The 22,830-nt window shown below is 57.0% G+C and carries 22 protein-coding genes and 1 CRISPR repeat array; of the genes, 6 read left to right on the plus strand and 16 right to left on the minus strand.

Annotation, left to right across the window (positions count from 1 at the left end):
* Genes mqnC through AXE86_RS04800 form a run of 3 tightly spaced genes read right to left on the minus strand, consistent with a single transcriptional unit; the run spans position 1 to position 2,860 of the window.
* The gene (gene mqnC / locus AXE86_RS04790) at positions 1–1,026 is read right to left on the minus strand and encodes a cyclic dehypoxanthinyl futalosine synthase (RefSeq protein ID WP_061945215.1); all 1,026 of its coding nucleotides are present in this window, start codon (positions 1,024–1,026) and stop codon (positions 1–3) included.
* The gene (locus AXE86_RS04795; protein WP_061945216.1) at positions 1,023–2,120 is read right to left on the minus strand and encodes a radical SAM protein; all 1,098 of its coding nucleotides are present in this window, start codon (positions 2,118–2,120) and stop codon (positions 1,023–1,025) included. The genes mqnC and AXE86_RS04795 overlap by 4 nt, the downstream gene beginning before the upstream one ends.
* Entirely contained in the window at positions 2,117–2,860 is a 744-nt protein-coding gene (locus tag AXE86_RS04800; RefSeq protein WP_061945218.1) for a Fic family protein, read from the minus strand. Before AXE86_RS04800 ends, AXE86_RS04795 begins: the two co-directional genes overlap by 4 nt.
* 186 nt (positions 2,861–3,046) lie before the next feature.
* Here AXE86_RS04800 and AXE86_RS04805 point away from each other — a divergent pair, with 186 nt between their 5' ends.
* Together AXE86_RS04805 and AXE86_RS04810 are read left to right on the plus strand one after the other, a co-directional pair.
* Positions 3,047–4,150: a hypothetical protein gene (locus tag AXE86_RS04805; protein WP_232294926.1), complete on the plus strand. Its 1,104-nt coding sequence runs from the start codon at positions 3,047–3,049 to the stop codon at positions 4,148–4,150.
* Between the two features lie 8 nt (positions 4,151–4,158).
* Positions 4,159–4,437 (plus strand): hypothetical protein, encoded by a 279-nt coding sequence (locus AXE86_RS04810; RefSeq protein ID WP_232294927.1) that lies wholly within the window; start codon positions 4,159–4,161, stop codon positions 4,435–4,437.
* On the opposite strand, the gene AXE86_RS13155 is transcribed toward AXE86_RS04810, so the two are convergent.
* Complete coding sequence (locus AXE86_RS13155) at positions 4,423–4,548, minus strand: secretion protein HlyD (protein ID WP_071585461.1); 126 nt, start codon at positions 4,546–4,548, stop codon at positions 4,423–4,425. The two genes, AXE86_RS04810 and AXE86_RS13155, sit on opposite strands and share 15 nt — an antisense overlap.
* A gap of 182 nt (positions 4,549–4,730) precedes the next feature.
* Between AXE86_RS13155 and AXE86_RS04815 the strand changes: the two genes are divergently transcribed.
* On the plus strand, positions 4,731–6,671 hold the full coding sequence (locus AXE86_RS04815; protein ID WP_061945222.1) for a suppressor of fused domain protein: 1,941 nt from the start codon (positions 4,731–4,733) through the stop codon (positions 6,669–6,671).
* Between the two features lie 168 nt (positions 6,672–6,839).
* On the plus strand, positions 6,840–9,383 hold the full coding sequence (locus AXE86_RS04820; protein WP_061945224.1) for a tetratricopeptide repeat protein: 2,544 nt from the start codon (positions 6,840–6,842) through the stop codon (positions 9,381–9,383).
* A 46-nt stretch (positions 9,384–9,429) separates the two neighbouring features.
* On the opposite strand, the gene AXE86_RS04825 is transcribed toward AXE86_RS04820, so the two are convergent.
* From AXE86_RS04825 to AXE86_RS04860, 8 genes are all read right to left on the minus strand, one after another.
* Entirely contained in the window at positions 9,430–9,984 is a 555-nt protein-coding gene (locus AXE86_RS04825; protein ID WP_061945226.1) for a hypothetical protein, read from the minus strand.
* Complete coding sequence (locus AXE86_RS04830) at positions 9,965–10,294, minus strand: hypothetical protein (protein WP_061945228.1); 330 nt, start codon at positions 10,292–10,294, stop codon at positions 9,965–9,967. Before AXE86_RS04830 ends, AXE86_RS04825 begins: the two co-directional genes overlap by 20 nt.
* 157 nt (positions 10,295–10,451) lie before the next feature.
* Positions 10,452–11,342, minus strand: coding sequence for a site-specific DNA-methyltransferase (locus tag AXE86_RS04835; RefSeq protein WP_061945230.1), 891 nt, complete (start codon positions 11,340–11,342; stop codon positions 10,452–10,454).
* Positions 11,343–11,497: 155 nt separating this feature from the next.
* Complete coding sequence (locus AXE86_RS04840) at positions 11,498–11,761, minus strand: Txe/YoeB family addiction module toxin (protein WP_009753315.1); 264 nt, start codon at positions 11,759–11,761, stop codon at positions 11,498–11,500.
* Complete coding sequence (locus AXE86_RS04845; RefSeq protein WP_050342403.1) at positions 11,761–12,027, minus strand: type II toxin-antitoxin system RelB/DinJ family antitoxin; 267 nt, start codon at positions 12,025–12,027, stop codon at positions 11,761–11,763. Before AXE86_RS04845 ends, AXE86_RS04840 begins: the two co-directional genes overlap by 1 nt.
* 75 nt (positions 12,028–12,102) lie before the next feature.
* The gene (locus AXE86_RS04850; protein ID WP_061945232.1) at positions 12,103–12,738 is read right to left on the minus strand and encodes an LUD domain-containing protein; all 636 of its coding nucleotides are present in this window, start codon (positions 12,736–12,738) and stop codon (positions 12,103–12,105) included.
* A gap of 72 nt (positions 12,739–12,810) precedes the next feature.
* Entirely contained in the window at positions 12,811–13,896 is a 1,086-nt protein-coding gene (mqnE, locus tag AXE86_RS04855) for an aminofutalosine synthase MqnE (RefSeq protein WP_198145291.1), read from the minus strand.
* Positions 13,897–14,055: 159 nt separating this feature from the next.
* Entirely contained in the window at positions 14,056–14,823 is a 768-nt protein-coding gene (locus AXE86_RS04860) for a cyclase family protein (protein WP_061945236.1), read from the minus strand.
* Positions 14,824–15,624: 801 nt separating this feature from the next.
* Between AXE86_RS04860 and AXE86_RS04865 the strand changes: the two genes are divergently transcribed.
* Both AXE86_RS04865 and AXE86_RS04870 read left to right on the plus strand, forming a co-directional pair.
* Positions 15,625–17,652 carry an OPT family oligopeptide transporter gene (locus AXE86_RS04865; protein WP_061945239.1) on the plus strand — a complete coding sequence of 676 codons (2,028 nt, stop codon included), beginning with the start codon at positions 15,625–15,627 and terminating at the stop codon, positions 17,650–17,652.
* 106 nt (positions 17,653–17,758) lie between these two features.
* Positions 17,759–18,178, plus strand: coding sequence for a pyridoxamine 5'-phosphate oxidase family protein (locus AXE86_RS04870; RefSeq protein ID WP_061945241.1), 420 nt, complete (start codon positions 17,759–17,761; stop codon positions 18,176–18,178).
* 275 nt (positions 18,179–18,453) lie between these two features.
* On the opposite strand, the gene AXE86_RS04875 is transcribed toward AXE86_RS04870, so the two are convergent.
* The 4 genes from AXE86_RS04875 to csm6 form a co-directional block, all read right to left on the minus strand.
* Positions 18,454–19,722 carry a pectate lyase family protein gene (locus tag AXE86_RS04875; protein ID WP_061945243.1) on the minus strand — a complete coding sequence of 423 codons (1,269 nt, stop codon included), beginning with the start codon at positions 19,720–19,722 and terminating at the stop codon, positions 18,454–18,456.
* A 234-nt stretch (positions 19,723–19,956) separates the two neighbouring features.
* A CRISPR array of direct repeats spans positions 19,957–20,352; the repeat unit is 35 nt; unit sequence GTTTCCGTCCCCTTGCGGGGATGTGGTTTTAAAAT.
* Positions 20,353–20,706: 354 nt separating this feature from the next.
* Positions 20,707–21,024, minus strand: coding sequence for a CRISPR-associated endonuclease Cas2 (gene cas2, locus AXE86_RS04880; RefSeq protein WP_061945245.1), 318 nt, complete (start codon positions 21,022–21,024; stop codon positions 20,707–20,709).
* Between the two features lie 10 nt (positions 21,025–21,034).
* Entirely contained in the window at positions 21,035–21,457 is a 423-nt protein-coding gene (gene cas1, locus AXE86_RS04885) for a CRISPR-associated endonuclease Cas1 (RefSeq protein WP_257721074.1), read from the minus strand.
* An 18-nt stretch (positions 21,458–21,475) separates the two neighbouring features.
* Positions 21,476–22,828, minus strand: coding sequence for a type III-A CRISPR-associated CARF protein Csm6 (csm6, locus tag AXE86_RS04890; protein WP_061945247.1), 1,353 nt, complete (start codon positions 22,826–22,828; stop codon positions 21,476–21,478).
* Positions 22,829–22,830: the final 2 nt, after the last annotated feature.

The raw sequence follows: 22,830 nt of genomic DNA on the forward strand, positions 1-22,830 counted from the left end.
TCAAAACCTCCGTATCACGCGATACTGCGTGTCACGCTGTGCCGGCTCTCTGCCCGCACCGCGAATCAGATCGATCATCTTCTTGATCGACATATTGTACCGCGTCCCCGCCGCACGCACGACATTCTCCTCAAGCATGATGCTCCCGAGATCGTCCGCGCCAAAGCCGAGCGTCAGCTGTCCGATGCGCTCGCCCTGCGTCACCCACGACCCCTGGATATGCGCGACATTGTCCATGTAGAGACGTGTGACGGCAAGTGTCCGCATATAGTCCCAGCTCGAAGTCTTTTCCCCGCCGAGTGCGGTATTGCCCGGCTGAAATGTCCATGTGATGAACGCACGAAAGCCGCCCGTCTCCTCCTGCAAACGGCGGATGTGCTCCATGTGCTCCACGCGCTCCGCCATCGTCTCACCAAAGCCGATGACCATGGTCGCCGTCGACTCCATACCGATCTTGTGCGCCGTCCGCATCACGCGCAGCCAGTCCTCGGTCATGATCTTTTTCGGTGCGATGAGCCTCCGCACGCGATCCACGAGGATCTCCGCCCCGCCGCCTGGGAGCGACGAGAGCCCCGCATCCTGAAGCCGCCGCAGCGTGTCCTCAATCGTAATGCCTTCCTTTTCCGCAAAGTACAGAATCTCCGTCGCGGTGAACGAATGAATCACGATGGAGGGATAGCGGTCGCGGATCGTACGCAGCATATTCTCATAGTAGGAAAGCGGCAAATCGGGGTGAATCCCTCCCTGAATCATGACCTGCGTGCCGCCCGCCGCCGCCGTCTCGCCGACCTTCGCGAGGATCTCCTCCATCGGCAGGAGATACGCATCCTCCGCATCCTGTTTCGTATAGAAGGCACAGAAACGGCACTCATTCACGCAGATATTCGTATAGTTGATGTTGCGGTCAACGATGAACGTCACCGTATCGCCGAACCGCCGCCGCCGCTCCGCGTCCGCCGCACGCCCGAGGTCGATGGGGTCGCCGTGCGTGAGGAGATCGGCAGCCTCCTGCTCCGTGAGTCTCATGCGCCCTCCCCTGCCGCAATCGGCTGATAAAACGTATCGCGCTCCACAGGCTCGTAGCCCGCCTCGCGGATCATCGCGTCCAGTTCGCGCCGCGTGATGCCCGTCTGCGTCTGTGCGCCCGCCGCGTGAATGATCTTCTCCTCACCGATGGTGCCGTCAAGATCATCCGCACCGAAGCCAAGGGCAAGCTGCGCAATGGGCTGCGTCAGCATGACCCAGAATGCCTTGAAATGAGCCACGTTGTCGAGCACAAGGCGAGAAAGGGCGAGCATCTTCATATCCTCCCACGAGCCGACGCGCGTGATTTTACACTCCGCGCCGAGCGCCGTGTTCTCGGGATGGAACGGAAAGAGCATGAACGCCTGAAAGCCGCCCGTCTCGTCCTGCAGCTCGCGCAGAGCAAGCAGATGGTCGATACGCTCCTCGACCGTCTCGATGTGTCCGTACATCATGGACGCATTTGTGCGGATGCCGAGTTCGTGGGCCGTACGCATACAACCCAGCCACTCCGCACGCGTCGCCTTGTTCGGGCAGATAATTTCGCGGACGCGGTCGGACAGAATCTCCGCACCACCGCCGGGGAGGGACGAGAGTCCGACCAACTGTAACCTGCGCAGGATGTCACGGACGGAAGTCCCCTCCGTCTTTGCAAAGTTCACAACCTCCACGGGCGTGAATGCCTTGATGTCCGCATGCGGAAGCGCCGCACGCACCTGCCGCACCACGCCCTCGTAGTAGGAAAAGGAACGGTCGGGGTGGAGGGCGCTCACGATGTGGATTTCCGTGAGGCGCGGTGTCTTTTTCGCCAGCTCCAATACACGCGCGACATCGTCCGTTTCCATAATATAGCCGCGCGCATCCCCCTGCTCCACCTGAAAGGCGCAGAGGGGGCAGTTCGCACGGCATATATTCGTGAGATTGATGTGACGGTTCACCGTATAGTAGACGCTTTTCCCGCTCGCGCGCTCCTTCGCCGCACGCGCCCACTGCGCGAGCGCAAGCAGGTCGTTGTCCTCATAGAGGAGGAGTGCATCCTCCCTCGTCAGCCGCGCCCCGCCCTCGGCAGCGGCACGGGCCGTTCTCAAATCGCTCATGTACTCTCCTCAAAGGAATGTCCGAAAATCTGAAAAAAATCGAGCAGGCGCCGCATTGTATCCTGCCCATCATAGCAGGTATCCACGAGATACCCGCGCTCGCGCTCATACTCCTTCAGTCCACGGTAGTAGAATGCCTTCTTTGTGTCCTCAATGATGAACGGAACAATATTGTACTTCAGGCACTCCTTGAACGCGATAAGCCGCCCGACACGCCCGTTGCCGTCCTGAAACGGATGAATCCGCTCAAAATGGTAGTGGAAGTCCACAATGTCCTCAAAGGCGATCTTCTCTTTGGCCTGACAGCGGTCAAGGAGCCTCCGCATCGCCGCTGCAACCTCCTGCGGCGGAGTCGTTTCCACGCCGCCCGCCATATTGGGACGTTCCTTGTAGTCGCCCACGCGAAAGTAGGGGAGCAGCTCGTCAGACGTTCTGCTTTTCAGCAAATCATGGAGCTTTTTGATGATCATCTCATTGAGCGGCTCCTCCGCACAGTCGATGCAGTAATCCATCGCCCGAAAGTGATTGACCGTCTCGATGATGTCATCCACATGCGCATCCCCGCCCACGGTATTCGTCTCAAAGATGCGCCGCGTCTCCTCCTCGCTGAGGCGGCTCCCCTCGATGTGGTTTGAGTTGTAGGTCATGCGCACCTGCAGCTCATGGTAGATGCCGCCCGAGAGGCGATGCGCCTTCTCCTCCCGCAGCCGCAAAAGGAGCGGATTCTCCCCTGAGCGCATAGCATCACCTCCAAAACTTGGGAAATACGGATAAATTCAGCGATTCCCTTCTTCTATTATATATAGATTCAGCGAAAAGGTAAAGGAAGCGCGGGGATTTTCGTCGCCTTCTCATTTACTTTCCCAAAAGACCTATTGAAGCTGCTCCACATCCGTATTATTATCAGAATGAATCGATATGTCTAAATGGGAAAGGAGCCGATCATGACGCTGCCCTACCAATGCCCCGACTGCGGCACGGAGCTCGGCTACGAGGGGCTCTGCTGGCGCTGCAGGACGGCGGCGAATCGCCGTGCGGCACTCGCATGGACGCCCGCGGAGGTCTCGGCAAAGGAGCAGGAGATCATCGCGCAGATCGAGGATGTTCCCGATGATTTCTGGTATCTGCTCTGCTGTCGCGGACGGCTCGTGCCGGAGATCCCACGCGCGGCACTCGCGGCACGTTCCTTCTGGCCCTCGGCACTCTACTATCATGCACCGACGGACGTGCGGGACGGACTGATCGCGGCACTGATGGAGACGGATGCCGCACATGAGGCGAACGAGCTGATGATGTGCCTCGGTATGCAGGGAGACGACCAATCCCTTGCGGCACTCCTTGCGCTCGAACGCAATCCGCGCCCGTGGCGCGGGAAGCTGCACGTCAACCCCTCTGTCTATGCGCAGTGCGGCGGCTGGACATTCGACCGTGAGGGGCGACGGCGCACGCTGAATTTCGACACCTGCTATACGCTGGTGCATGCCGCATCGGAGGAGGAGCTGCGCCGCTCGCCCCTCCGCATCGCTCGTCCGCGGGAGGAGCACTGCCCGCACTGCGGCTGCCGCATGGCGGATATGCTCGTCCTCGACGGACGGGATGCGCGTCTGCACTTCCTCGGCATTGACGGCATCCTCACAGCGACCTGCTGTCCGAACTGCGTTTCGTATGAGGGACCGAGGCTGAGCCGCTATACACTCGACGGCGGCAGCGAGGTGCTTTCCTGCGAGGATGCGGGCGATACCATGTATATCGAAGAGGAGCTTGTCAGGATTTTTGAAAACGATCTCATCCTCGGCGAGACGCCTGTTCCTCTGTTCTACGGCGCACGCTTCGAGGACACCTGCACGCTCGGCGGCTTTGCGCTCTGGTGGCAGGACTGGGAATACACGACCTGCCCCGACTGCGGGCAGCCGATGAAGTATCTCATGCAGATTCATTGGGATGCGCTGACGGACTATATGGAGGGCACGCTCTACATCGAGTTCTGCCCCGACTGTCAGATTGTCTCCATGCAGCACCAGCAGACGTGAGGTACGCCATGACCGAACATGATGATACCGTACTGGCAGAAAAGTTCCGCACCCTGTACGCGCACCTTTGCCGTGAGCGCATCCTCCCATCCATGCCTGTCACAGAGGATGCCTCGCCCGCACAGATGGCGACAGCACTCCGACAGGCACTATGCAAGGCATACCCGGCGACAAAGCTGAAGCGCATGATGAAGAGTATCCATTACGCCAACTCTTTCACCGACACGGCGCTCAGGGAGTGTGCCTTTACCCTCGACGATGTCGGGCAATATTTAAGGAAGCACTGATAAATTCAGCACTACCATCTTGACGCATCTTTTTCGCCCGCACTTCGGCGGAAAATCCTCCACATAGCCTTTGCTATGCGTCCGGTTTTCCACCTTGTTCGGACAAAAAATCTACGCCAATCTGAGAGACTGTTTTATCAGCGATTCCTTAACACGGAATCACTTCCTTGACCACGACCATTCCGTCGATTTCTTCAATGAAAAAATCACGGCGGAGGGATTCGTCATCACACCGACAAGCCTTCTGGAAACGATGCTGGAGAGCCTGTTCCTCAGTCATAAAGGAGAACACAATGAAAAAAATCGTCCACAATAATTCTTCGCATGGAAAAAAGCCCGTGCCCACGGAGGTCTACACCGAGGAGGAGATGGCTGCCGTCGAGGACTTCATCGAGACGAGCTTCGGCACGTATGCGAACGTCTTTCATGAGATTGTCTCGCCGGACATCCACCTGGACATCTGCATCGTCGATCCGACCGAGGAACGGAACTACTACATGCTCGTCACCCTCGGGATGGGGGCGCACCGCATGAACGTGCCAAAAGAGCTCGCCGAATACAAGCTCGAACGCGCGGAACTCGCGATCGCCCTGCCGCCCGACTGGAAGATCCACGAGGACGACGAGGAGCACTACTGGCCGATCCGCCTGCTGAAGAGCCTCGCACGTCTGCCGATCGAGGATGATACATGGCTCGGCTGGGGGCATACCATCGACAGCAGGACAAACAACTACGCCGAGAACACCAAGCTGACTGCCTCCCTGATCATCGGGGCGCAGGTAAAGGGAGACAACACGGTCTGTCCCCTGCCGGACGGCGACGAGGTCAATTTCTATCAGATCATCCCGCTCTACCGCGACGAGCTCAACTACAAATTCGACCGCAGTGCAAAGGAACTGCTGAGCCTCTTTGACGAGCGGCACGTGAGCTTCGTCATTGATCCACAGCGGCGCAGTGCATGCGCCCCTGAGGACTTTGAGGACCTCGTGATGGACAACGCGGAGTGGCATCTCTCCACCCTGCACGAGAAGAAGCTCCCCGTCGATGAGATCGAGGCGTACAGTCACATGGCGGTCTACCTGCGGTGGTGCATCCTGCATGACCTGATGGCAGACTGGTTCATCCGCGAGTACGAGGTGACCGTCCGTGCCGTAAAGGAACATCCGGCGGAGACAGACCTGCGCCCCTTCCTCCGCGACGAGCTGCACGGAATCCTGATGCGCGGCTTCTTTAACGAGGAAGGCGCGGCGTTCGCGCGTTACTATTACGACGGCGAGGCTCCCTCCTACCCATCGGACGTCGACAATCACGCCCTCGCGTATTTCGGAGCGGAAAAATACTACTCGAAGGAGTTTGATGACGAGGCATATCTCTTCGTCCCATTCGACGAGCAGCTCTATCGGGAGATGGCGCAGCTCATCGAGCGCCACTGGGATGCGTGGAAGCGCAACACTGAGGAGCAGGTGGACGCCGATCCGAGCTACGTTGCCATCGCAACGATGCAGTACCTGAACGCCAGTAGGGCGAGCTGCTCTCTGATGTACCTCCCGCCGCTGGCGGACGACGACCCGATCACATCATGGTACAGCTACGCCACGCGCACGGCCGCACGCGACGGCATTGTCCCCGTCATCATCGTCCCGAGCGACACACTCTGGGAGGCACTGACGATGAACGCCGAGGCGGAAAAGGGCGCGTTCGAGGACTATGAATTCGACGCAGACGCCGTCATCGCATACCGCGAGCGTATGGCGAAAAAGCTGGTCAAGGACGGCAAAAAGATCCTCATGACGCGGCGTGCCGAGCGCACGGAGGACATGACGGTGAAAGAGAGCACGATGGGTGACACCAATGACCGCCCCATCACCTACTGGAACTGCGAGACGGGGAAAACGCATCCCGTGATCCTCGCCAAGATCCCCGTCAAGCATCCGTGGGAGATCTTCACCTACCTGCCCTTCGGCGGGTGGAACGACTGCCCCGACACCGCCGCGCATACGGCGGTCGCAAAGTACTGGTACGAGACGGACAGAGCCGTCCCTGCCGTCCTCACCTACGACACGCTTGAGTACCGCGTCCCCGCGCCCGTCGCGCCGGAGCACGCCGCCGCGCGTGCCGTGGAGCAGTACGCCTACTGCAGCGACATCATCGAGCAGGGCACCCCCGGCATGAGCATCAGCAGGCTCGCCGACAGCCTGCGGAAATCGCATATTTGGTATTTCTGGTGGGATTAGGAACAAGCGCCCCCACCACCGCTTCGCGGTCCCCCTCCCCCGTGTCGCACGGGGGAGGCATTGGATGACGGTATATTCGCTTCCCCCGTCGCGCGGGGGAAGCGGCGAGCATCACGAGCCGATAGGGCGCCCTGAGCGCAACTTAGACCCAGACAAGAGGAGCAGCAGATGACATTACTGGAACAGTGTCAAGCATGGCACAATCACGGAGATTACGAGAAGATCATCACGGCGATTGAGGAGATCCCCGCCGCAGAGCGCACGCCCGAGCTCGATGGCGAGCTGGCGCGCGCCTACAACAACTTCGCGCAGCCGAGCGAGTGGTGGTATTTCAAAAAAGCGATCGACCTCCTCGCGCCGCACGCAGAGGATTCTGCCGACGATCACGTCTGGAACTTCCGCATGGGCTATGCCTACTACTACCTCGATCAGGAAAACCGCGCCCTGCCCTACTTTGAGGCGGCGCTTGCGGCGCTGCCGGGCGACGAGGACACCGAGCAGATGATCGAGGACTGCCGCCGCGGACTCTCTCTCCCGCTCTTTTCGCGCCCGTTCCGCATCCGCGTGCAGGAGGCATGGCTCGCGTTCTCCGAGGCAGAGGAGGAGCTGCGCGCGCTGATGGATGCGGGACCGGATCACGGCGAGGAGCTCATCGAGCGGTGCAGCTCCGCTCTGCACATCGCCTTTGACGATGTCTCATTCGAGCTCGGAAAGGGCAACGAGAAATATGAGCTCATCCTCACGCCCGAAGGTCTGCGCGCAAAGCTCTTTCCGCTCGTCTATTTCGCGTGCCATGCCCCTGCCTCTGTGCGCGAGCACTGGGACATCCACGTCGGGCGCACGTCCTCTCTTGGCTTTTCCCTGCGCACGGACGACTACAGCATCGAGATGACGGATGTCGCCGTCTGGTTCGCGCCGGACGGCGACGGGATCGCCCTCACGGTCTACTGTGAAAAGCTCCTGCCGCTCCTGCAGGAGGACGAGAGCCGCGCGTGGTGGATGCTCTCCACGCTCGTCGATCAGGTACTCGGCGAGATCGCCGCCATCCGACTCATCCATGATTTTGATCTCCTCGATGCGCCGCGCGAGGAGCCGTCGACCCTGCTGGCGGATCTGCCGCAGGCACTCGCAGAGGCGGGGTACTCCCTCGCGAACGATGCAGAGGAGTACCTTGACCACTGCTATCTCGCCTACGAGCGCGAGCCGGACACATCGGACGATGCGGATCTGCGGCTCGATGTCTATGCGGGCAGCACGCGCCTGCCCTCCCTCCTCAGTTCCTATATGGATAACGATGCGACGCTCGTGGACATCTACCATGCGGATGGGATCGCGGCGGGCTTTATCGCCTATCCGCTGACGGATGAGATGCGCGAGAGTGCCGACGGGATTCTCGATTTTCGCGATGCGCTCATGCAGGCGATTGAGGAGGAGACCGATTGTCTGCACGCGGTGACCTTCCTCGGCGGAGCGACGGGCACGAACTACGGCTATCTGGACTTTCTCGCGTGGGATCTGCACGCCGTCCTCGTCGCCGCAGAAACCGTTCTCAAGAGGACGAATCTGCCGGGGGCGGTGTTTCACTCCTTCCGACGAGACGCGGCGGGCACCGTCAACATTTTTGATCGCGACGAGGAGGAGGAGGACGCCGCCGACGCGCCGGAGAGCTCCGACACAGAAAAAGGCCCCCTGCTCACAGCAGAGGCCGTCGCCAAACTCGAGGCGATGGAGGATGGATCCACGGGCTATTTCTTTAAAATGCTCAGCTATCTGAACAAATACATCAAGAACGGCATCATCAAGGGGCGGTTCACACGCGAGGAGGTGCATCGTGACCGCGACATTGCGCTGTGGTATGCCTATGCGTGCAACAATGTCGATCAGTACCCCTACTTCTACCGTGCGATACAGTGGATGCCGGACTCCGAGCCGAATGCGTGCGGGTGCGGGACGTGGTACTATCGCTACGCCGTCGCCCTCATGCACTGCGGCTATCTGGAAAAGGCGCTCCGCTATGCCGCGCAGGGAACGCGTGAGGAGCCAGACTATCCGTGGTGCTATCTCGAGCTCGGCAAGCTGCGCGCCCATTTCGGCGACCGTGGCGGTGCGCTGGACGCCGTGCGGCAGGGGCTTTCCCTCGTGCCGGACGACCACGAGTTCCTGACGCTGGAACGTGAGATCGAGGAGGGTGCAACGATTGAGCAGATGTGCTTTCACTGGGTCGACGGAGCGTATGACGAGGAGCTGCAGCAGGCATCGCGTGCGGCCGAGGTTCCGCAGGAAGGCGCGGCGGCGGATGCCGTCGATGACATGTACCAAAAGCAGCGATCCATCCTCTGCATCCGCGTCGACGAGGAGGGACTCTCCCGCGTCCTGCGCCTCTTCTCCCCCATATCGGCGGGCAGCTACACGCGCAACGCGCCCTACTGCCATTTCCCGCGCAAGGCCGGGGATACAGAGGTGGAGATCGTATTCCGCATGAATGAGGCAGGCATGTCCAAGCTCCCCATCACATGGCTGACCGAGGTCAGGGATCACATCGACAGCGGGGCATGGGTAAAACATACGGATGAGCACGGCACGGCACAGCTCATCGCCGTGCACATCTTACTCGATCACACCGTCGTGCTCGAGTACAAATACCCGTGGAAGGAAAAAAGCGTCTACTTCGAGGTGGATGCCGACTGGAATGTCGGCGAACGGAAGGGATAAGGCTAGTACCTCCATTGACACTCGCCTAAAAAAACATCCGCCCTATTTATACATGGCAGACGAACTGCCCGCAAAGATATTCCATACTGGAGGTTGGCTGCACCTGCTTCGATGGGATGAACACATAGTCCCATGGCTTGTAGTGCAGCTCACGGCACACGGCAGTGGCTGTCTGACAGTATCTAATACCCACTTCCTTCTTTGCCAGCACCCCAGTATCGTTCAGCTTGTCCTCCCCCTTGATCTCCACCAGATAACATCTGTCGGCGGTTTCCACCACGAAGTCCGGCTCGTAGTTGTGTCCCCTGCCGTACTTGAGATCAAAATCGGAAGGAGCAGGACGAAGCCATTTCAGCACTTTGACATCCTGTTCACAGAGTCTGGCAAAAGTCAGTTCCGGAATACTGTCGAACTTTGCCCTATCGAAGACTCCCTTCTCTATCCCCGTGAAGACCACGGAGCGGATGCCGTCCGCTTTAGCGTCTGGGGAGAACAGATCCAGCTCAGAGCTGCCAAACAGTTCCTGAGGCATATTGAAATCATTGACCTTCACGATATCGTAGGAGAACATTTCCTCCGTCTTATGAAAGTGCTGCATCATCTGCCTGTAAATCTTTCCTGCAATGTCCTGCCGGTACATCATGACGATGTTTCGCATATCCTCGCAGCCATGTCGCTCCGTATAGTGCCGGCAGGAGGGAAAGGAACTCCCTCTCGAAGTCCGTGCATGTGGGATAAAGGCCATGCACCTTCTGCAAGGCGCCCTTGAGGTCGATGCCCTTCTCCGGCGGCACGACCTGAAGAATATTTGCCAGCACCTCCAAGGAAATCTTTTGCGGTTCTCGCAGGGACATCGTGCCGCTGATAAAATCCGGTGTATATTGGAGGAAACGCAGGTCAGCCTTCATCATCTTCGCCCTCACTTTCCTCGTCCTCGTACTGTGGCGGGCGCACAATGTTCAGAGCGTAGTCCTCACGTCCAAACGCACAGCTGCCCAAAAGCATCTGGGGAATTTTCTTGATGCGAATTTGAGGCGTTCCCTTGTCAGCGCCCTCATCAAAGGACTTTCAGGCCCAAACAGGGCGATGACTTCCTTCTTGGTTGTGCCCGACCTCTTTATTCGTCCACCAAGTCCAAGGAACGACACCCTTTGCTTCTGACAGAAATTTCTTTTGTCTGGGACGAGACGTTCCGTCTGCGCCAAGCCAAATCCTGTTGTCCTTCAATAGAGAGTGAAAGGTTTCTTCGGATAAAGCCCAGCACCTGCCATCAGGAGGAGGCAATTTTCGTCCGTCCGGGAGTTCGATTTCATAAAACTGGCTGGCGGCAGCATGACCGACCTGTCCGGTCAAATCAATCGAACGCCATGGCCCTCTGGGATCGTTATCTGGATTCTTGTAACTGGATGCCTGCTCTGGACTGAGTGGCAAATAATTGCGGGATGCCTTGAATGCATCTTTGTCTTTGGCATAAACAAGCACATAGTCATGACCATCGCTGATGACGGATCTCATGTCCGGAGATGTCCGTTTTTGCCAAACGATGGAGGCGATGAAATTCTTGCGTGAGAATATCTCATCCAGCAAAACCTTGACGTATGCCTGTTCGTCATCGTCAATGCTAACCCACAGGCTGCCATCCCTATTCAACAGCTGGTAGAGGATTTCCATACGTGGCCTGATGAGGTTCAGCCATGTACTATGTTCCAGATTGTCATCATACTGAGAGAACGCCGATCCCGTATTATACGGGATATCTGCATACACGCACTTCACCTGCCCGCCGTACCTCGGTAGTAGTGCCCTGAGGGCCAGCAGATTGTCCCCGTGAATCAGCATATTTCCTGTCCCCGTCTCACCGTAGGACTTCTCTTTGTGATGCAGCAACAGGCGCGGCTCTATCTTCTGCATGGGTTCGTCTTTTCCCACCCATGTCAATTCCAGTTTCGTTACCGCCAAGAAAATCCCTCCTACTCATTTTATATCCGTTATTATACAATAGAAAGTCAAAAGCCTCTTTCTTGGTTGGATATCCACTGTATATAGACAATAAAAACAGCCCCTCTCGAAATGAGATACGGCTGAATTCGTGAAAACTCCGTCTTTTTTGTTGTTCATTTGTCCCGATAGTGCGAGCCGCATTGTGCAATCTCCATGCGGTTATCCACAATCCGAAAAACAATGCGATTCTTCGCGTCGATGCGAACACTCCAAAAGCCCGAGAGATCCCCCTTGAGCGGTTCGGGCTGTCCCTGGCAGTCATAGCCGCTGCGGTCAATGCTCTGAAGAAGACGATTGATTTTCTTGAGTGTCTTCTTATCCTGCATCTGCCAGTACAAATAATCTGCCCATGCCGCATCCTGCCAAATCTTATCCATCAGTCAGCCTCGATGAGTTCATGCTCCGTCAGATTGCGCCCCGCTTTGACATCCGCAATCGCCGCACGGAGACGCGCCATGTTCTCCTCGCTGTAGAACGGATCGGGTTCTGCCGTTACCTCGAAGGGAATGCGGCGATCCTGTGTCACCTTTGCCGCAAACATCGTAAATGCAGCGGTCAGCGTCAACCCCATCTTGTGGCAGGTCTCCTCCATACGCTGCTTAAGCTCTGCATCCATACGAAAATTTACCATCGTCTGTGCCATATCAATCGCCTCCTTTTTTGTAGAATATCATGTTTGTATAGGCAAATCAATCTTTTCGCATCATTTGCTTTGCATCTATAATCCCAGTTTCTCCTCGATCAATACCAGCTCCATCGGGCGGTAGCTCATTTTCTTGTAGTGGATGGTGAGGGCATTGCAGATGCGCTCAAGTGCCGCGCAGTCATAGCAGCGATCGCCCGCCGCTGCGCAGGGCGTTTTCTTCCCCTTGCGCTGGGCGTTGCGCGGGGCGGCAATGCGGTGGATGCGGTCGATGCCCGCCTCAATGTTGGGAACGAGCTTGTTGATGCCCACGACAAAGTAGGTCTTTTCATGTCCAAAAAGGGAGCCCGCAACACGGTTGCCCGCGCCGTCCATGTTGAGGATCTGCCCCTCCTCCGTGATGGCGTTCGCCGAGAGGACAAAGATGTCCGTCATCAGTGCCTCGCGCCCTGCGGCAAGAAATGCCTCGATGCCGCCGACGTGTCCTGCACGTGGCGGATCGACCACCTCGTTATGCTCACTTAGCCGCTCGTAGAGGGAAAGCGCCCGCAGCGTCTCGGAGTCGCCGAATCCGACGCGTTTGCCGCGAATCTCACGAGCGAGATAGTCCGCCGCTGCAGTCCGCTCCGCAAAGCGCGAGACATCGTAGCGATTTTTGCGGAATGCCTCCATCGTGCGCACAATGCGTTCCTCGTCCGTCGTGTCGGACATTGTCCTCATCTCCTTCGTCACGCCATATTCCCTGATTCCAAGGGATTCGCGGTGGACATATTGGCGAAATTCTCAATACGTCTCGATGATGTTGAAATTGCTGTCACACGCGGCGGGCGTGCGTCCGATCTCGCGGATGATGCGGATGATGTGATCCTCGGAGAGGGCGCGCGGGCTCTTTGCCCCCGCGTCGTGGAGGATCGTCTCCTTGTGCACGGTGCCGTCGATGTCGTTCGCACCGAACCCGAGCGCGACCTGCGCCACGGGCACGGTCAGCATCACCCAGTACGCCTTGATGTTGCGGAAGTTATCGAGCAGGAGGCGTGCGATCGCGATCGTCCGCAGATCGTCCCACATCGACGTCTGCCGCACCGTCCGCCCCAGCTCCGTATGTGACGGCAGGAACGGGAACGGGATGAACGTCTGAAAGCCCCCCGTCTCGTCCTGCAGGTCGCGCAGGCGCATCATGTGCGCGACGCGCTCCTCGAGCATCTCGATGTGTCCGTAGAGCATCGACGCATTCGTCTTAATCCCAAGTTCGTGCGCCGTACGGTGCGTTGCGAGCCACTCATCCGCCGTCGCCTTGTTCGGGCAGAGCTCCCCGCGCACGCGGTCGGAGAGGATCTCCGCGCCGCCGCCCGCGATCGACTGCAGCCCCGCCTCGCGCAGGCGCAGGAGCACCTCGCGCACGGAGAGCCCCGACGTGTGGGCAAAATGCGTGATCTCCACGCCCGTGAACCCCTTCAGGTAGAGTGAGGGGAAGGCCTCGTGCAGCGCGCGCAGACGCAGGAGATAGTCGTCAAACGTCCACGTCGGATGCAGCCCGCTCACGACGTGCAGTCCCGCGAGATGCGGGTCGCGCATCGCCTCCGCGACGTGTGCCACCGCCTCCGACGCGCTCATCTCGTAGGCGCCCGCATCCTCTGCGTCACGCCCAAACGCGCAGAACTTACAGTGCGCCATGCAGATATTCGTCAGATTCACATGGCAGTTCACATTGTAGTAGACAATATCGCCGCATTTCTCCGCGCGCACATGGTCGGCGAGCGCACCGAGCCACGCGATATCGTGCGAGGCAAAGAGCGCCACGCCGTCCTCATACGTCAGCCGCTCTCCGCGCTCTGCTTTCTTCTCAATATCGAGGTATTTACTCTGCAATTCATCGTCTCCTAAACACACAAGTTATCTCTTTATGATTCGATACCCAGCGCAAAAGTCCTGCCGCAGATGCAAAAGGAGCCGCCTGCAAGCCGGAAGGTATCGGCTTTGCAAAACGGCTCGAAGACGATGGCAGCACCTCTGCCACAGGTCATTCCCTTATTTTTTCGGCGTAATCGCCAGCGCGCGTACGGGCAGCCCCGTCGCGCCCTCGATGTTCGGCCACCCGAGGAAGAGCAGCGCCCCTGCCGGCGCCACGCGGTCGAGATTCGTCAGCACCTCGACCTGCAGCTTCCCCTTGCCGAGGACATAGCGCTCGCACGCGAGATCCCCCGCCTTTGCCGCCTCCGTCGAGGCATCCGTATCGAGCGTCTCATGACCGTTCGCTGCGGCATTGCGCGTCTCATAGATATACTTCAGCGCATCCATCGACCACGACGGGAAGTTCTCACTGCCGTCCGCGGCGATCCCGGAGATCGCATCCATATCCGGCCAGTGACGGCTCCACCCCGTATAGAGCGCGACAAATGCGCCGTCGGGGATCGCTCCGTACTTCGCCTCGTACGCCTTGATGTCCTCCACTGTCACCGCATAGTGCACATCGCGCGCGACCTGCTCGGTGACGTCGATCACACACAGCGGATAGAGCATGTGGCGCGCACCGAAGTCCTCCGCGAGCGGGAGGTTGCGCACGAAATGTCCCGGAAAGTCAATGTGCGTCCCGAACTGCCCCGGGAACTTGAACGTCTGGATGAGGCAGTCGAGCATCGGATTGCCCCAGTCAAAGCACGTCTTTGAGAGCTCCACCGAGCCCTCGGGGATCCCCGCCCAGCACGGACTGTCGTTATTCAGTGGGTGCGTCAGATCCACCCACTCATACGCATCCGACTTCAGCTCCTCCAGTGCGTTCCACAACTGATATCCCATCGTTCCATCTCCTTAATAACATAGTAAATTTATATGTCATTCTATTGCGAATTTCTGCGTTTGTCAATCCACCGCGAAAAAAATTTTTCAAAAAGCGTTGACAATTTTCTGAAGTTTTACTATACTAAGGATAGTTAGGGAGATCTTAAAGCGGCAGGCTGATTCAGGACAGGCTGCCCCCATGTGATCTGTAAGCACATGGTGTATCTCCTTCGGGGATTTCCCACCGTGTTGACCGACGGTTGTTGGAGAGGGACACGGGATGCACCTCGCTGGCTGAGTGAGGAAGCAGCCGCAGCGTCCACGACGGACTGGGAGGAGATTCCGATGGGTTACTGAGTGGCCGCAAAGGTCTGCACTGTGCACCCCGCCCCGCTGGGTCGGACGGGGATGCCGAGCGAAGGTGCGGCAGGGAATGCGGCAGCCCGCGTGGGGTGGGCACACAAGAGGGCATGGATTAGCGCATGACGAGGAGGACGTTCCCCAGAGAGGAACAGAATGTGCGCACAGAGAACATGTCGTGGTGGTTTTTCTCAGCGTTTTCGCCGGAAAGTTCCGCATCTCAAGCTAGCGGCGATGCGGAATGAAGCGTGGATCGTTTGAATGCAAGAGAGTTACCTATCACTTCCCGTATTTTCCTCAGAACCGCCGATGCGTGACGAGAAAGCGCATCGGCGGTTTTGTTTTCGGCGTATCTTTCCTAGCGCTGCGGACACAGCGTTCCTATGTATTTTTGCTATTTTGGATTTACGTGCTATAATACAGATGTTTTTCATTTTATTATAGATAGGTGGTATTGGCATGAAACACTCCGAAAACGAGTTCATGCAGCACGAATTGCGGCTCCCTGAGCTGACAATGCGCGGCATGATCCTCGGCGCAATCCTCACCATCATCTTTACCGCATCGAACGTCTACCTCGGCCTCAAGGTCGGTCTGACGTTCTCCTCCGCCATTCCGGCGGCGGTCATCTCGATGGCGGTACTCAAGATGGCAAAGGATGCAAACATCCTCGAGAACAACATGGTGCAGACGCAGGCATCGGCAGCAGGTACGCTGTCCGCCATCATCTTCATCATCCCGGGTATGCTCATGATCGGCTACTGGCAGGACTTTGAGTTCTGGCAGACGCTCGTCGTCTCCGCCTGCGGCGGCTGTCTCGGTGTTCTCTTCACCATCCCGCTGCGGCGCGCGATGGTCGTCCACAGCGACCTCGCCTACCCGGAGGGCGTTGCTGCGGCAGAGATCCTAAAGGTCGGCTCGCACGACGACAGCCGCGAGCAGCACGGCTCGGGACTGAAAGAGATCCTCTCGGGCAGTGCCATCGCTGGCGTGATCGCGTTCCTCACGAACGGCCTGCAGGTGCTCGGCGGCAGCCTCTCCGCATGGTTCCACGTCGGACGCGGCATGACGCAGCTCCCGCTCGGCTACTCGTCGGCGCTCGTCGGCGCGGGCTACCTCATCGGCATCACGAGTGGACTCGCAATGCTGATCGGTATCGCCATCGCATGGGCGGGCTTCGTCCCCTATTTCACCATCACCGGTGCACTCCCCGACGGCATGACCCTGCAGAAATTCGCGGGTACCGTCTATCAGCAGAAGGTGCGCCTCATCGGCGCGGGCGCCATGGGCGTCGCCGCGATCTGGACGCTGCTCTGCCTCGCGCGCCCCGTCATTGACGGCGTAAAGGAATCCATCGCAGGCGCACGCGCAGACAGCGCAGAGCGCGGTCTGCACCGCATGGACATCGACATGACGATGAAGAGTGTCGGGCTCGTCTTTGCCGTCACCGTCATCGGGCTGCTCGTCATCTTCTACGCCTTCGTCAGCCCCGAGCAGATCCCGGGCAGTCAGAAAGTCATCTTCACCCTCGTCGGCGTCGGCGTCGCCGTCCTCATGGGCTTCTTCGTTGCCGCCGCCTGCGCCTATATGGCAGGTCTCGTCGGCACGTCCTCCAGCCCGATCTCGGGCATCGGCATCCTCGGCATCATCGTTGCATCGCTCGTCATGTACTCGCTGTGCTCCATGTTCGGCATCTTCGCGCTGCCGGGCGGCGAGAAATTTGCGACGGCGACCGCCATCTTTACCACGTCGATCATCCTCGCAATCGCCTGCATCTCGAATGACAATATGCAGGATCTCAAGACCGGCTATCTCGTCGGCGCAACGCCGTGGCGTCAGCAGGTCGCGCTCCTCATCGGCTGCGTGATCGGCGCGCTCGTCATCGCCCCCGTGCTCAACCTCCTCTATGAGGCGTATGGGTTCTCGGGCGCGCTGCCGCGTGCGGGCATGGATCCCGCGCAGGCACTCGCCGCACCGCAGGCAGTGCTCATGACGACCATCGCTCAGGGCATTTTCTCGCAGAAGCTCGCATGGGAGTACATCTACATCGGCATCGGGGTCGGCATCGTGCTCGTCCTCATCGACCTCTTCCTGCGCCGCTCGACGAAGAATCTCGCCATGCCGCCGCTCGCCGTCGGTATGGGCATCTACCTCCCGCCCGTCATCCAGACACCGCTCGTCGTCGGTGCGATCCTCGGCTACTTCCTCAACCGCCGCCTGCGTCAAACGCACGGCGAGGATGAAGAGCGGGTAGGACTGCGGCGCGGCACGCTGTTTGCCTCAGGGCTCATCGTCGGCGAATCCATCATCGGCGTTCTCCTCGCCGGCATCATCGTCGTCTCCGTCTCGAACGGCGGCAGCGAAAGCCCTCTCGCCGTCGTCGGTGCCGACTTTGCCGGCACTGCCGAGATGCTCGGGCTCCTCGTCTTCCTCGGCGTCCTCGCCATCTTCGGCAAGGTCGTACTGAGCGGGAAAAAGGAAACATGAAATTTCTCGCAAAAGCGGAAACGCCATCGGCAAACATGACCGATGGCGTTTCTTTTCACATCTTTCACACGAAGAATATTGTATCATCATCAAAGAGGTGAATGAGATGAATCTACGGGACGAATTTGAGCGCATCATGCGCGAACAGCGCGAGATCGCGCTCGCAACAACGACGGACGGGCTGCCGCATGTCCGCATTGTGAACTTCTACTATACCCCCGAGGAACACTGCGTCTACTTCGCCACGTTCAAAGACAACGAGAAGGTCGTCGAGATCGCGGCAAATCCGAATATCGCATTCACTACCGTTCCGCACAACGGCACAAACGAACACGTCCGCGCGAGCGGACGCGCCGTGAAGTCTGCGCGCACCGTCTACGATCTCGCGGCACTCTTTGCCGCAAAGATCCCACGCTATCAGGAGACCATTGATGCTGTCGGCGACGACCTCATCCTCTACGAAATCTCGCTCGACACAGCGGTTGTCACCATCGATATGGAGCATATCGAGCGCATCCGGCTCTGAGAATGGGCCGGCAATCGAGGCTGCCGCACGAAGTTTTATGACCTGCCCCCCAAAGGTTAGATGAGAAGATCGGCCTTTTGGGGGGCAGGTCATATTCCAATCGGAACAAATTAAGGAAGCACTGATAAATTCAGCACCATCATCTTGACGCATCTTTTTTGCCCGCACTTCGGCGGAAAATCCTCCACAGAGCACCACTCTGCGTCCGGTTTTCCGCCTTGTTCGGACGAAAAAATCTACGCCAATCTGACGGACTTCATTTTATCAGTGATTCCTTAATCTTCATTTTTTAGCACGCCTGCCTGCTGTAAAACTTTTGACTTCACCTCATTCACATCGTCGATTTTCATAAATCGCTCGGGCGTCCACATGACCGGGGATAAATGCTCGTTAAATGTATCGATTTTCTCGCCATTAAAGATAGTATTGACCGCAGTAAACTCCGTCCCGCCAAACACCTTGACAAAATCTTGATACGTCCTGCCGTCGATATCCGCGACATTATTTTCGGCATATATTTTCGAGTTTTTTCCGACGCCCAACGAATACGCATAACGGTATGCGCCGTTTTCATCGTCCGTTTGGTAGTAATTATTATACACGTGAACCTTGCCAAATCTCACTCTCGGTGCACGCTGAACCAAATTATGGAAGTAGTTATGATGCAGCGTCACATTCAGTTTCCCGTCATCCGCCGTTTTTGCATCGCTGTTCCCGATCAAAATCGCTTTATTATGCCGTTCAAAAACATTGTATGACATCGTGATGTCGTCCGCCTGATTTACGATATCGACCAAACCGTCCCGATGCTCGTATTCACGATGAAAATACGTTTCCGTCGGCTGCTGCCCATCCTCGAAATGGCAATGATCGATCCAAATATGCGTGCCTCCGCGGATCGTAACGCTGTCATACTGAGAATTCCAGCTGCCGTCCGGCCCATCGTTTGGATCCCACGACGGGAAATAATCATACGGGGACTCAAACATAATATTTCGGATGATAACATTATCCGCGTCGAGGACTAAATCCACGCCCTTTAATTTCGCATGTTCAATCCCTATGATGCTCGTATTGGCAGGGACATGAACCATGATGTTTTTTTCCTGATTTTTTTGAGATTGTTTTCTCTTTTCTTCCTGCTCTTCTTTTCGGCTTTTCGGCGCATTACTATGCGGCGCATGCGACTCCAGATACTGCTGAAAATCATAGCCCTCCGCCATATAATCTTCCTTCGTCAGGTGCTTGCCATCCGCGTCCGTATCGAAGTCGATCGTACCGTAAATCATCAAAAGCCTAGGTTCTGTATTTTTGCGATTCCCCAATGCGGCAATAAACTCCTGCCGATTGGTCACGCGGAAAATATTGTCCTCTACGGCAGCAGCCCCGCCGGTTGTCCCGCTGCCCTCTGCGGCAAATCCATCATTTTTAGCGAGCACCTCCCGGATAAAATCCGTCTTCCCCATCGAGCTCTGGACGAACGGCAAGATGAAAATAGCCGCTAACGCGCCGATGCAGGCAATCAGTAAAAGTTTCTTTTTCATAGTCTTATCTCCCTGTCGTCATCGTCTTAATGAAGAGCCCCTCCGACCTATAGTATACCACTTACGAAAGGAAAAATTAGGAGTGCGCGTGTATGACCAATCAAAAAAGCTCGCTTCACGTCATCTTCTTTGATGATTTTCGCGGGAAGAGAAAAACGCATTAGTGAGAGCACACGAAAAGAGCAGCCAGAGATGTGGCTGCTCTTTTCGTGTAGCTGATTGGCTCGGTGCGTGGGTTCCGGCCCCTTACGGGGATATGGTTTTGAAATGTCAAGAAGGTGCATGGAACCATTATGGTATGCCTAGTTTCCGTCCCCTTGCGGGGATGTGGTTTTAAAATAGTGTGCGAGTGTTGCATAGGGCGTCGCGCCTCATGGCCGTTTCCGTCCCCTTGCGGGGATGTGGTTTTAAAATTCCCTTAACTGGAAGCGTTGGTGCTCTGTTTTTGGTTTCCGTCCCCTTGCGGGGATGTGGTTTTAAAATATACTGTTTCCCTTATCATTTCGGCAATCTGCCCTATTGTTTCCGTCCCCTTGCGGGGATGTGGTTTTAAAATTGTAAGCGCGGTGAAGGCGTTCAGGACAGCACGAAAAGAGTTTCCGTCCCCTTGCGGGGATGTGGTTTTAAAATCCTTGCGGCTGAAAGCCTTGCTGTGCCTGCCTCAAAATGGCACTTTGCGGCGCGGATGTGTTTCCCCTCCTTTTTGCGTCGATGATACGTTCTAAAAACCTTCGCCAAGGCTGTGGCTCTAAGTGCGGCGCGGATTTCACTTTTGAGTATAGCACATTGTCCCTCTTTCTGCAATCCCTCCACGCCTTTGGACGCTAAAGGAAGCACTGATAAATTCAGCACCGCCATCTTGACACATCTTTTTTGCCCGCACTGTGCCCTCGATCCTCCACATAGCTTTGGCAGCGTTGGGTTTGCCTCCTTGTTCGGACGAAAAATCTACGCCAATCTGAGGGTCTATTTTATCAGCGATTCCTAAAAAATGATAACATCCTCGACGTGACGATCTCCGACACCCCACGAGCGGACGGAGGTGTGGTTGGCGAGGAGGTAGATGCGCAGGGAGTCGGTGCGTGGGTCGATGAGGCGCGTTGTGCGTGCGATGAGATCGTCGTATTTCCGCGCGGTGAGGAATGCCTCGAATGCGGATTTCTGTACGCGCACGCCGTAGCGTTCGAGGCATTTCACCATTTTCGTCCGCCGCTTGTTGTCGGTGATGTCGTAGATGATGAGGACGATGCAGCGGCGTTCGTCTGCGGCGCAGAATTCGCTCTCGTCGTAGTCGTACTCCATACGTCTCACCTCATCGCAGCCGCACGGGCTCGTAGATATCGGCGTTCTCCGCCATGAGTGCCTGCGCATACTGACGTGCCTGATGTGCGAGTGCGTGCCGATAGGAGCGTTTTCCACCGCTGTAGAGGTTGGTCGCCCGCATTTTCTTTTCGTAGGCGCGCAGGAAGATGGCACGCCCCTCACGGGTGAGGAAGATGCCGGGGGTGTCCTCGTCCTCCGCGGGGGAGAAGTGCTCCAATTTGATTTCGTGGTGATGGACGAGGGAGAGTGTCATGGCATCGACGATGACGGCGCGCCATTCCTCCATGAGGTCGGAGGCGAGGGCAGGATGGCGGTTCTTCACGGCGTGGAGGAATCCGAAGTACGGATGCAGCCCCTCGCCCGTGATGGCGGTGTAGAGGTCGTACATGAGGAGGGTGTAGCCAAAGCTTATGGCGCGGTCTCCCTTCCCCTACTCGTGGATTTCGAGAGCTTCTTCGAGCCAGCTGTTGATGCGGCTGTAGGTTGTGAGTGCCTCCTTGACTTTCCCGCCATAGACAAGAGTGAGCATCTGTGTGAAGATCGCCATGAGTGCGGGCGGCGTCATCTGTATGACCTTCTGAAAGCTCTCTCTGGTGACGTTGGTGATTTGATGTGCGACGTTGTTGCGCAGACTCCTGACGTTGCCTAACTTGCCGAGTTCCGCCATCATATCATCATGGAGTTTTGTGTCCTTTGTCAGACCTTCTTCCTGCATATAATCGCAATAGTGGATGAGCAGGGTAAAGGAGAGGTCACTGTCTTTGTAGCCCCCATATTCCCGATCCAAACGCTCCAACCATTTGGGCGCAGCCTGCTTTATGCGTTCACGCTCAAGTCTATAGCCGCCTTTACGTGCTATATATTTGGAGAGGTTACGGATGTTTTGCGGATGTTGTCTTCCTCCCTTTACGTTTTTCTGAACGTAATCAAACAGAAATTTATCGAGGAATGGGGAGATGCGCAGCATAAAGTTGGAGAGATGGTCGTTTTCCTGATCAATTTGCATGATAAGGAAGTATTCCATGAGAAGTTCCTCCTCTCCCGTAAAGAGGAAGAGTTTCTGCCCATCGTACTCTGCGAGGATTTTACGTGCCTTGTCAGGGAGAAGGTCAGTGCGGGCGGCGGCGTGTTTGAGCAGCAGTTTCGCGTCAGCAGGGACAAGGCTGCTGCTACGCGCAAGAGTGAGTGCTGCGTTGTACTCGTACGCGCGAATGAGAGAGATGATACGGTTCTTCTCCGCATGGTAGCGGAAAACAGAAAGGGGCGGTTCTTCGCATCGGTTTTTTGCGCCTTCTTCATCATCCTCGTTTAGTTCGAGCAGGATATCCACGTCAACATCATCACTTGCAGGTCTATTCTTCCGATTGGATTTGCCGCTGTGACTTGGCACCTGTATGCCCCTGCATCGTTCCGTGTCTGCCGCAAGCATAGCGAGCACGGTCTTCATCTGCGGGGTACCGGAGCTGAGATTGATCAAGATCTCATGTTCCGGATACCTGTCCCTGACCGATTGCACTGCCTCCGGAAGGATTTTGCTGAACTCCTCGTAGAGATATGCGGCGACGATTCCTGAGAATATCTCCTCGATTGCGCAATTCGGTGAGAGTTTGTGGATGGCACGCGTGTAGCGGTGATCGCGCCGCTCCTTGTTTTCCATATCCTTTGTATAAAAGAGGACGACACGCTCGGGCTGATAATGCCGCAGGATATGCAGACAAGCCCCATCGTGACAGTCGCGAATTGGGTCGGTATCTCCCAGTGGTGAGAACAAAATTCGCTTCATTT

It is taken from the genome of Selenomonas sp. oral taxon 136, assembly GCF_001554015.1.
GTDB classification, from domain to species: Bacteria; Bacillota; Negativicutes; order Selenomonadales; family Selenomonadaceae; genus Centipeda; species Centipeda felix.

Coding starts and splice junctions, on each gene's coding strand:
- mqnC (WP_061945215.1), bottom strand. CDS start 1,026: ATGAGACTCACGGAGCAGGAGGCTGCCGATCTCCTCACGCACGGCGAC.
- AXE86_RS04795 (WP_061945216.1), bottom strand. CDS start 2,120: ATGAGCGATTTGAGAACGGCCCGTGCCGCTGCCGAGGGCGGGGCGCGG.
- AXE86_RS04800 (WP_061945218.1), bottom strand. CDS start 2,860: ATGCGCTCAGGGGAGAATCCGCTCCTTTTGCGGCTGCGGGAGGAGAAG.
- AXE86_RS04805 (WP_232294926.1), top strand. CDS start 3,047: ATGGGAAAGGAGCCGATCATGACGCTGCCCTACCAATGCCCCGACTGC.
- AXE86_RS04810 (WP_232294927.1), top strand. CDS start 4,159: ATGACCGAACATGATGATACCGTACTGGCAGAAAAGTTCCGCACCCTG.
- AXE86_RS04815 (WP_061945222.1), top strand. CDS start 4,731: ATGAAAAAAATCGTCCACAATAATTCTTCGCATGGAAAAAAGCCCGTG.
- AXE86_RS04820 (WP_061945224.1), top strand. CDS start 6,840: ATGACATTACTGGAACAGTGTCAAGCATGGCACAATCACGGAGATTAC.
- AXE86_RS04825 (WP_061945226.1), bottom strand. CDS start 9,984: ATGATGCAGCACTTTCATAAGACGGAGGAAATGTTCTCCTACGATATC.
- AXE86_RS04830 (WP_061945228.1), bottom strand. CDS start 10,294: ATGATGAAGGCTGACCTGCGTTTCCTCCAATATACACCGGATTTTATC.
- AXE86_RS04840 (WP_009753315.1), bottom strand. CDS start 11,761: ATGGATAAGATTTGGCAGGATGCGGCATGGGCAGATTATTTGTACTGG.
- AXE86_RS04845 (WP_050342403.1), bottom strand. CDS start 12,027: ATGGCACAGACGATGGTAAATTTTCGTATGGATGCAGAGCTTAAGCAG.
- AXE86_RS04850 (WP_061945232.1), bottom strand. CDS start 12,738: ATGTCCGACACGACGGACGAGGAACGCATTGTGCGCACGATGGAGGCA.
- AXE86_RS04860 (WP_061945236.1), bottom strand. CDS start 14,823: ATGGGATATCAGTTGTGGAACGCACTGGAGGAGCTGAAGTCGGATGCG.
- AXE86_RS04865 (WP_061945239.1), top strand. CDS start 15,625: ATGAAACACTCCGAAAACGAGTTCATGCAGCACGAATTGCGGCTCCCT.
- AXE86_RS04870 (WP_061945241.1), top strand. CDS start 17,759: ATGAATCTACGGGACGAATTTGAGCGCATCATGCGCGAACAGCGCGAG.
- AXE86_RS04875 (WP_061945243.1), bottom strand. CDS start 19,722: ATGAAAAAGAAACTTTTACTGATTGCCTGCATCGGCGCGTTAGCGGCT.
- cas2 (WP_061945245.1), bottom strand. CDS start 21,024: ATGGAGTACGACTACGACGAGAGCGAATTCTGCGCCGCAGACGAACGC.
- csm6 (WP_061945247.1), bottom strand. CDS start 22,828: ATGAAGCGAATTTTGTTCTCACCACTGGGAGATACCGACCCAATTCGC.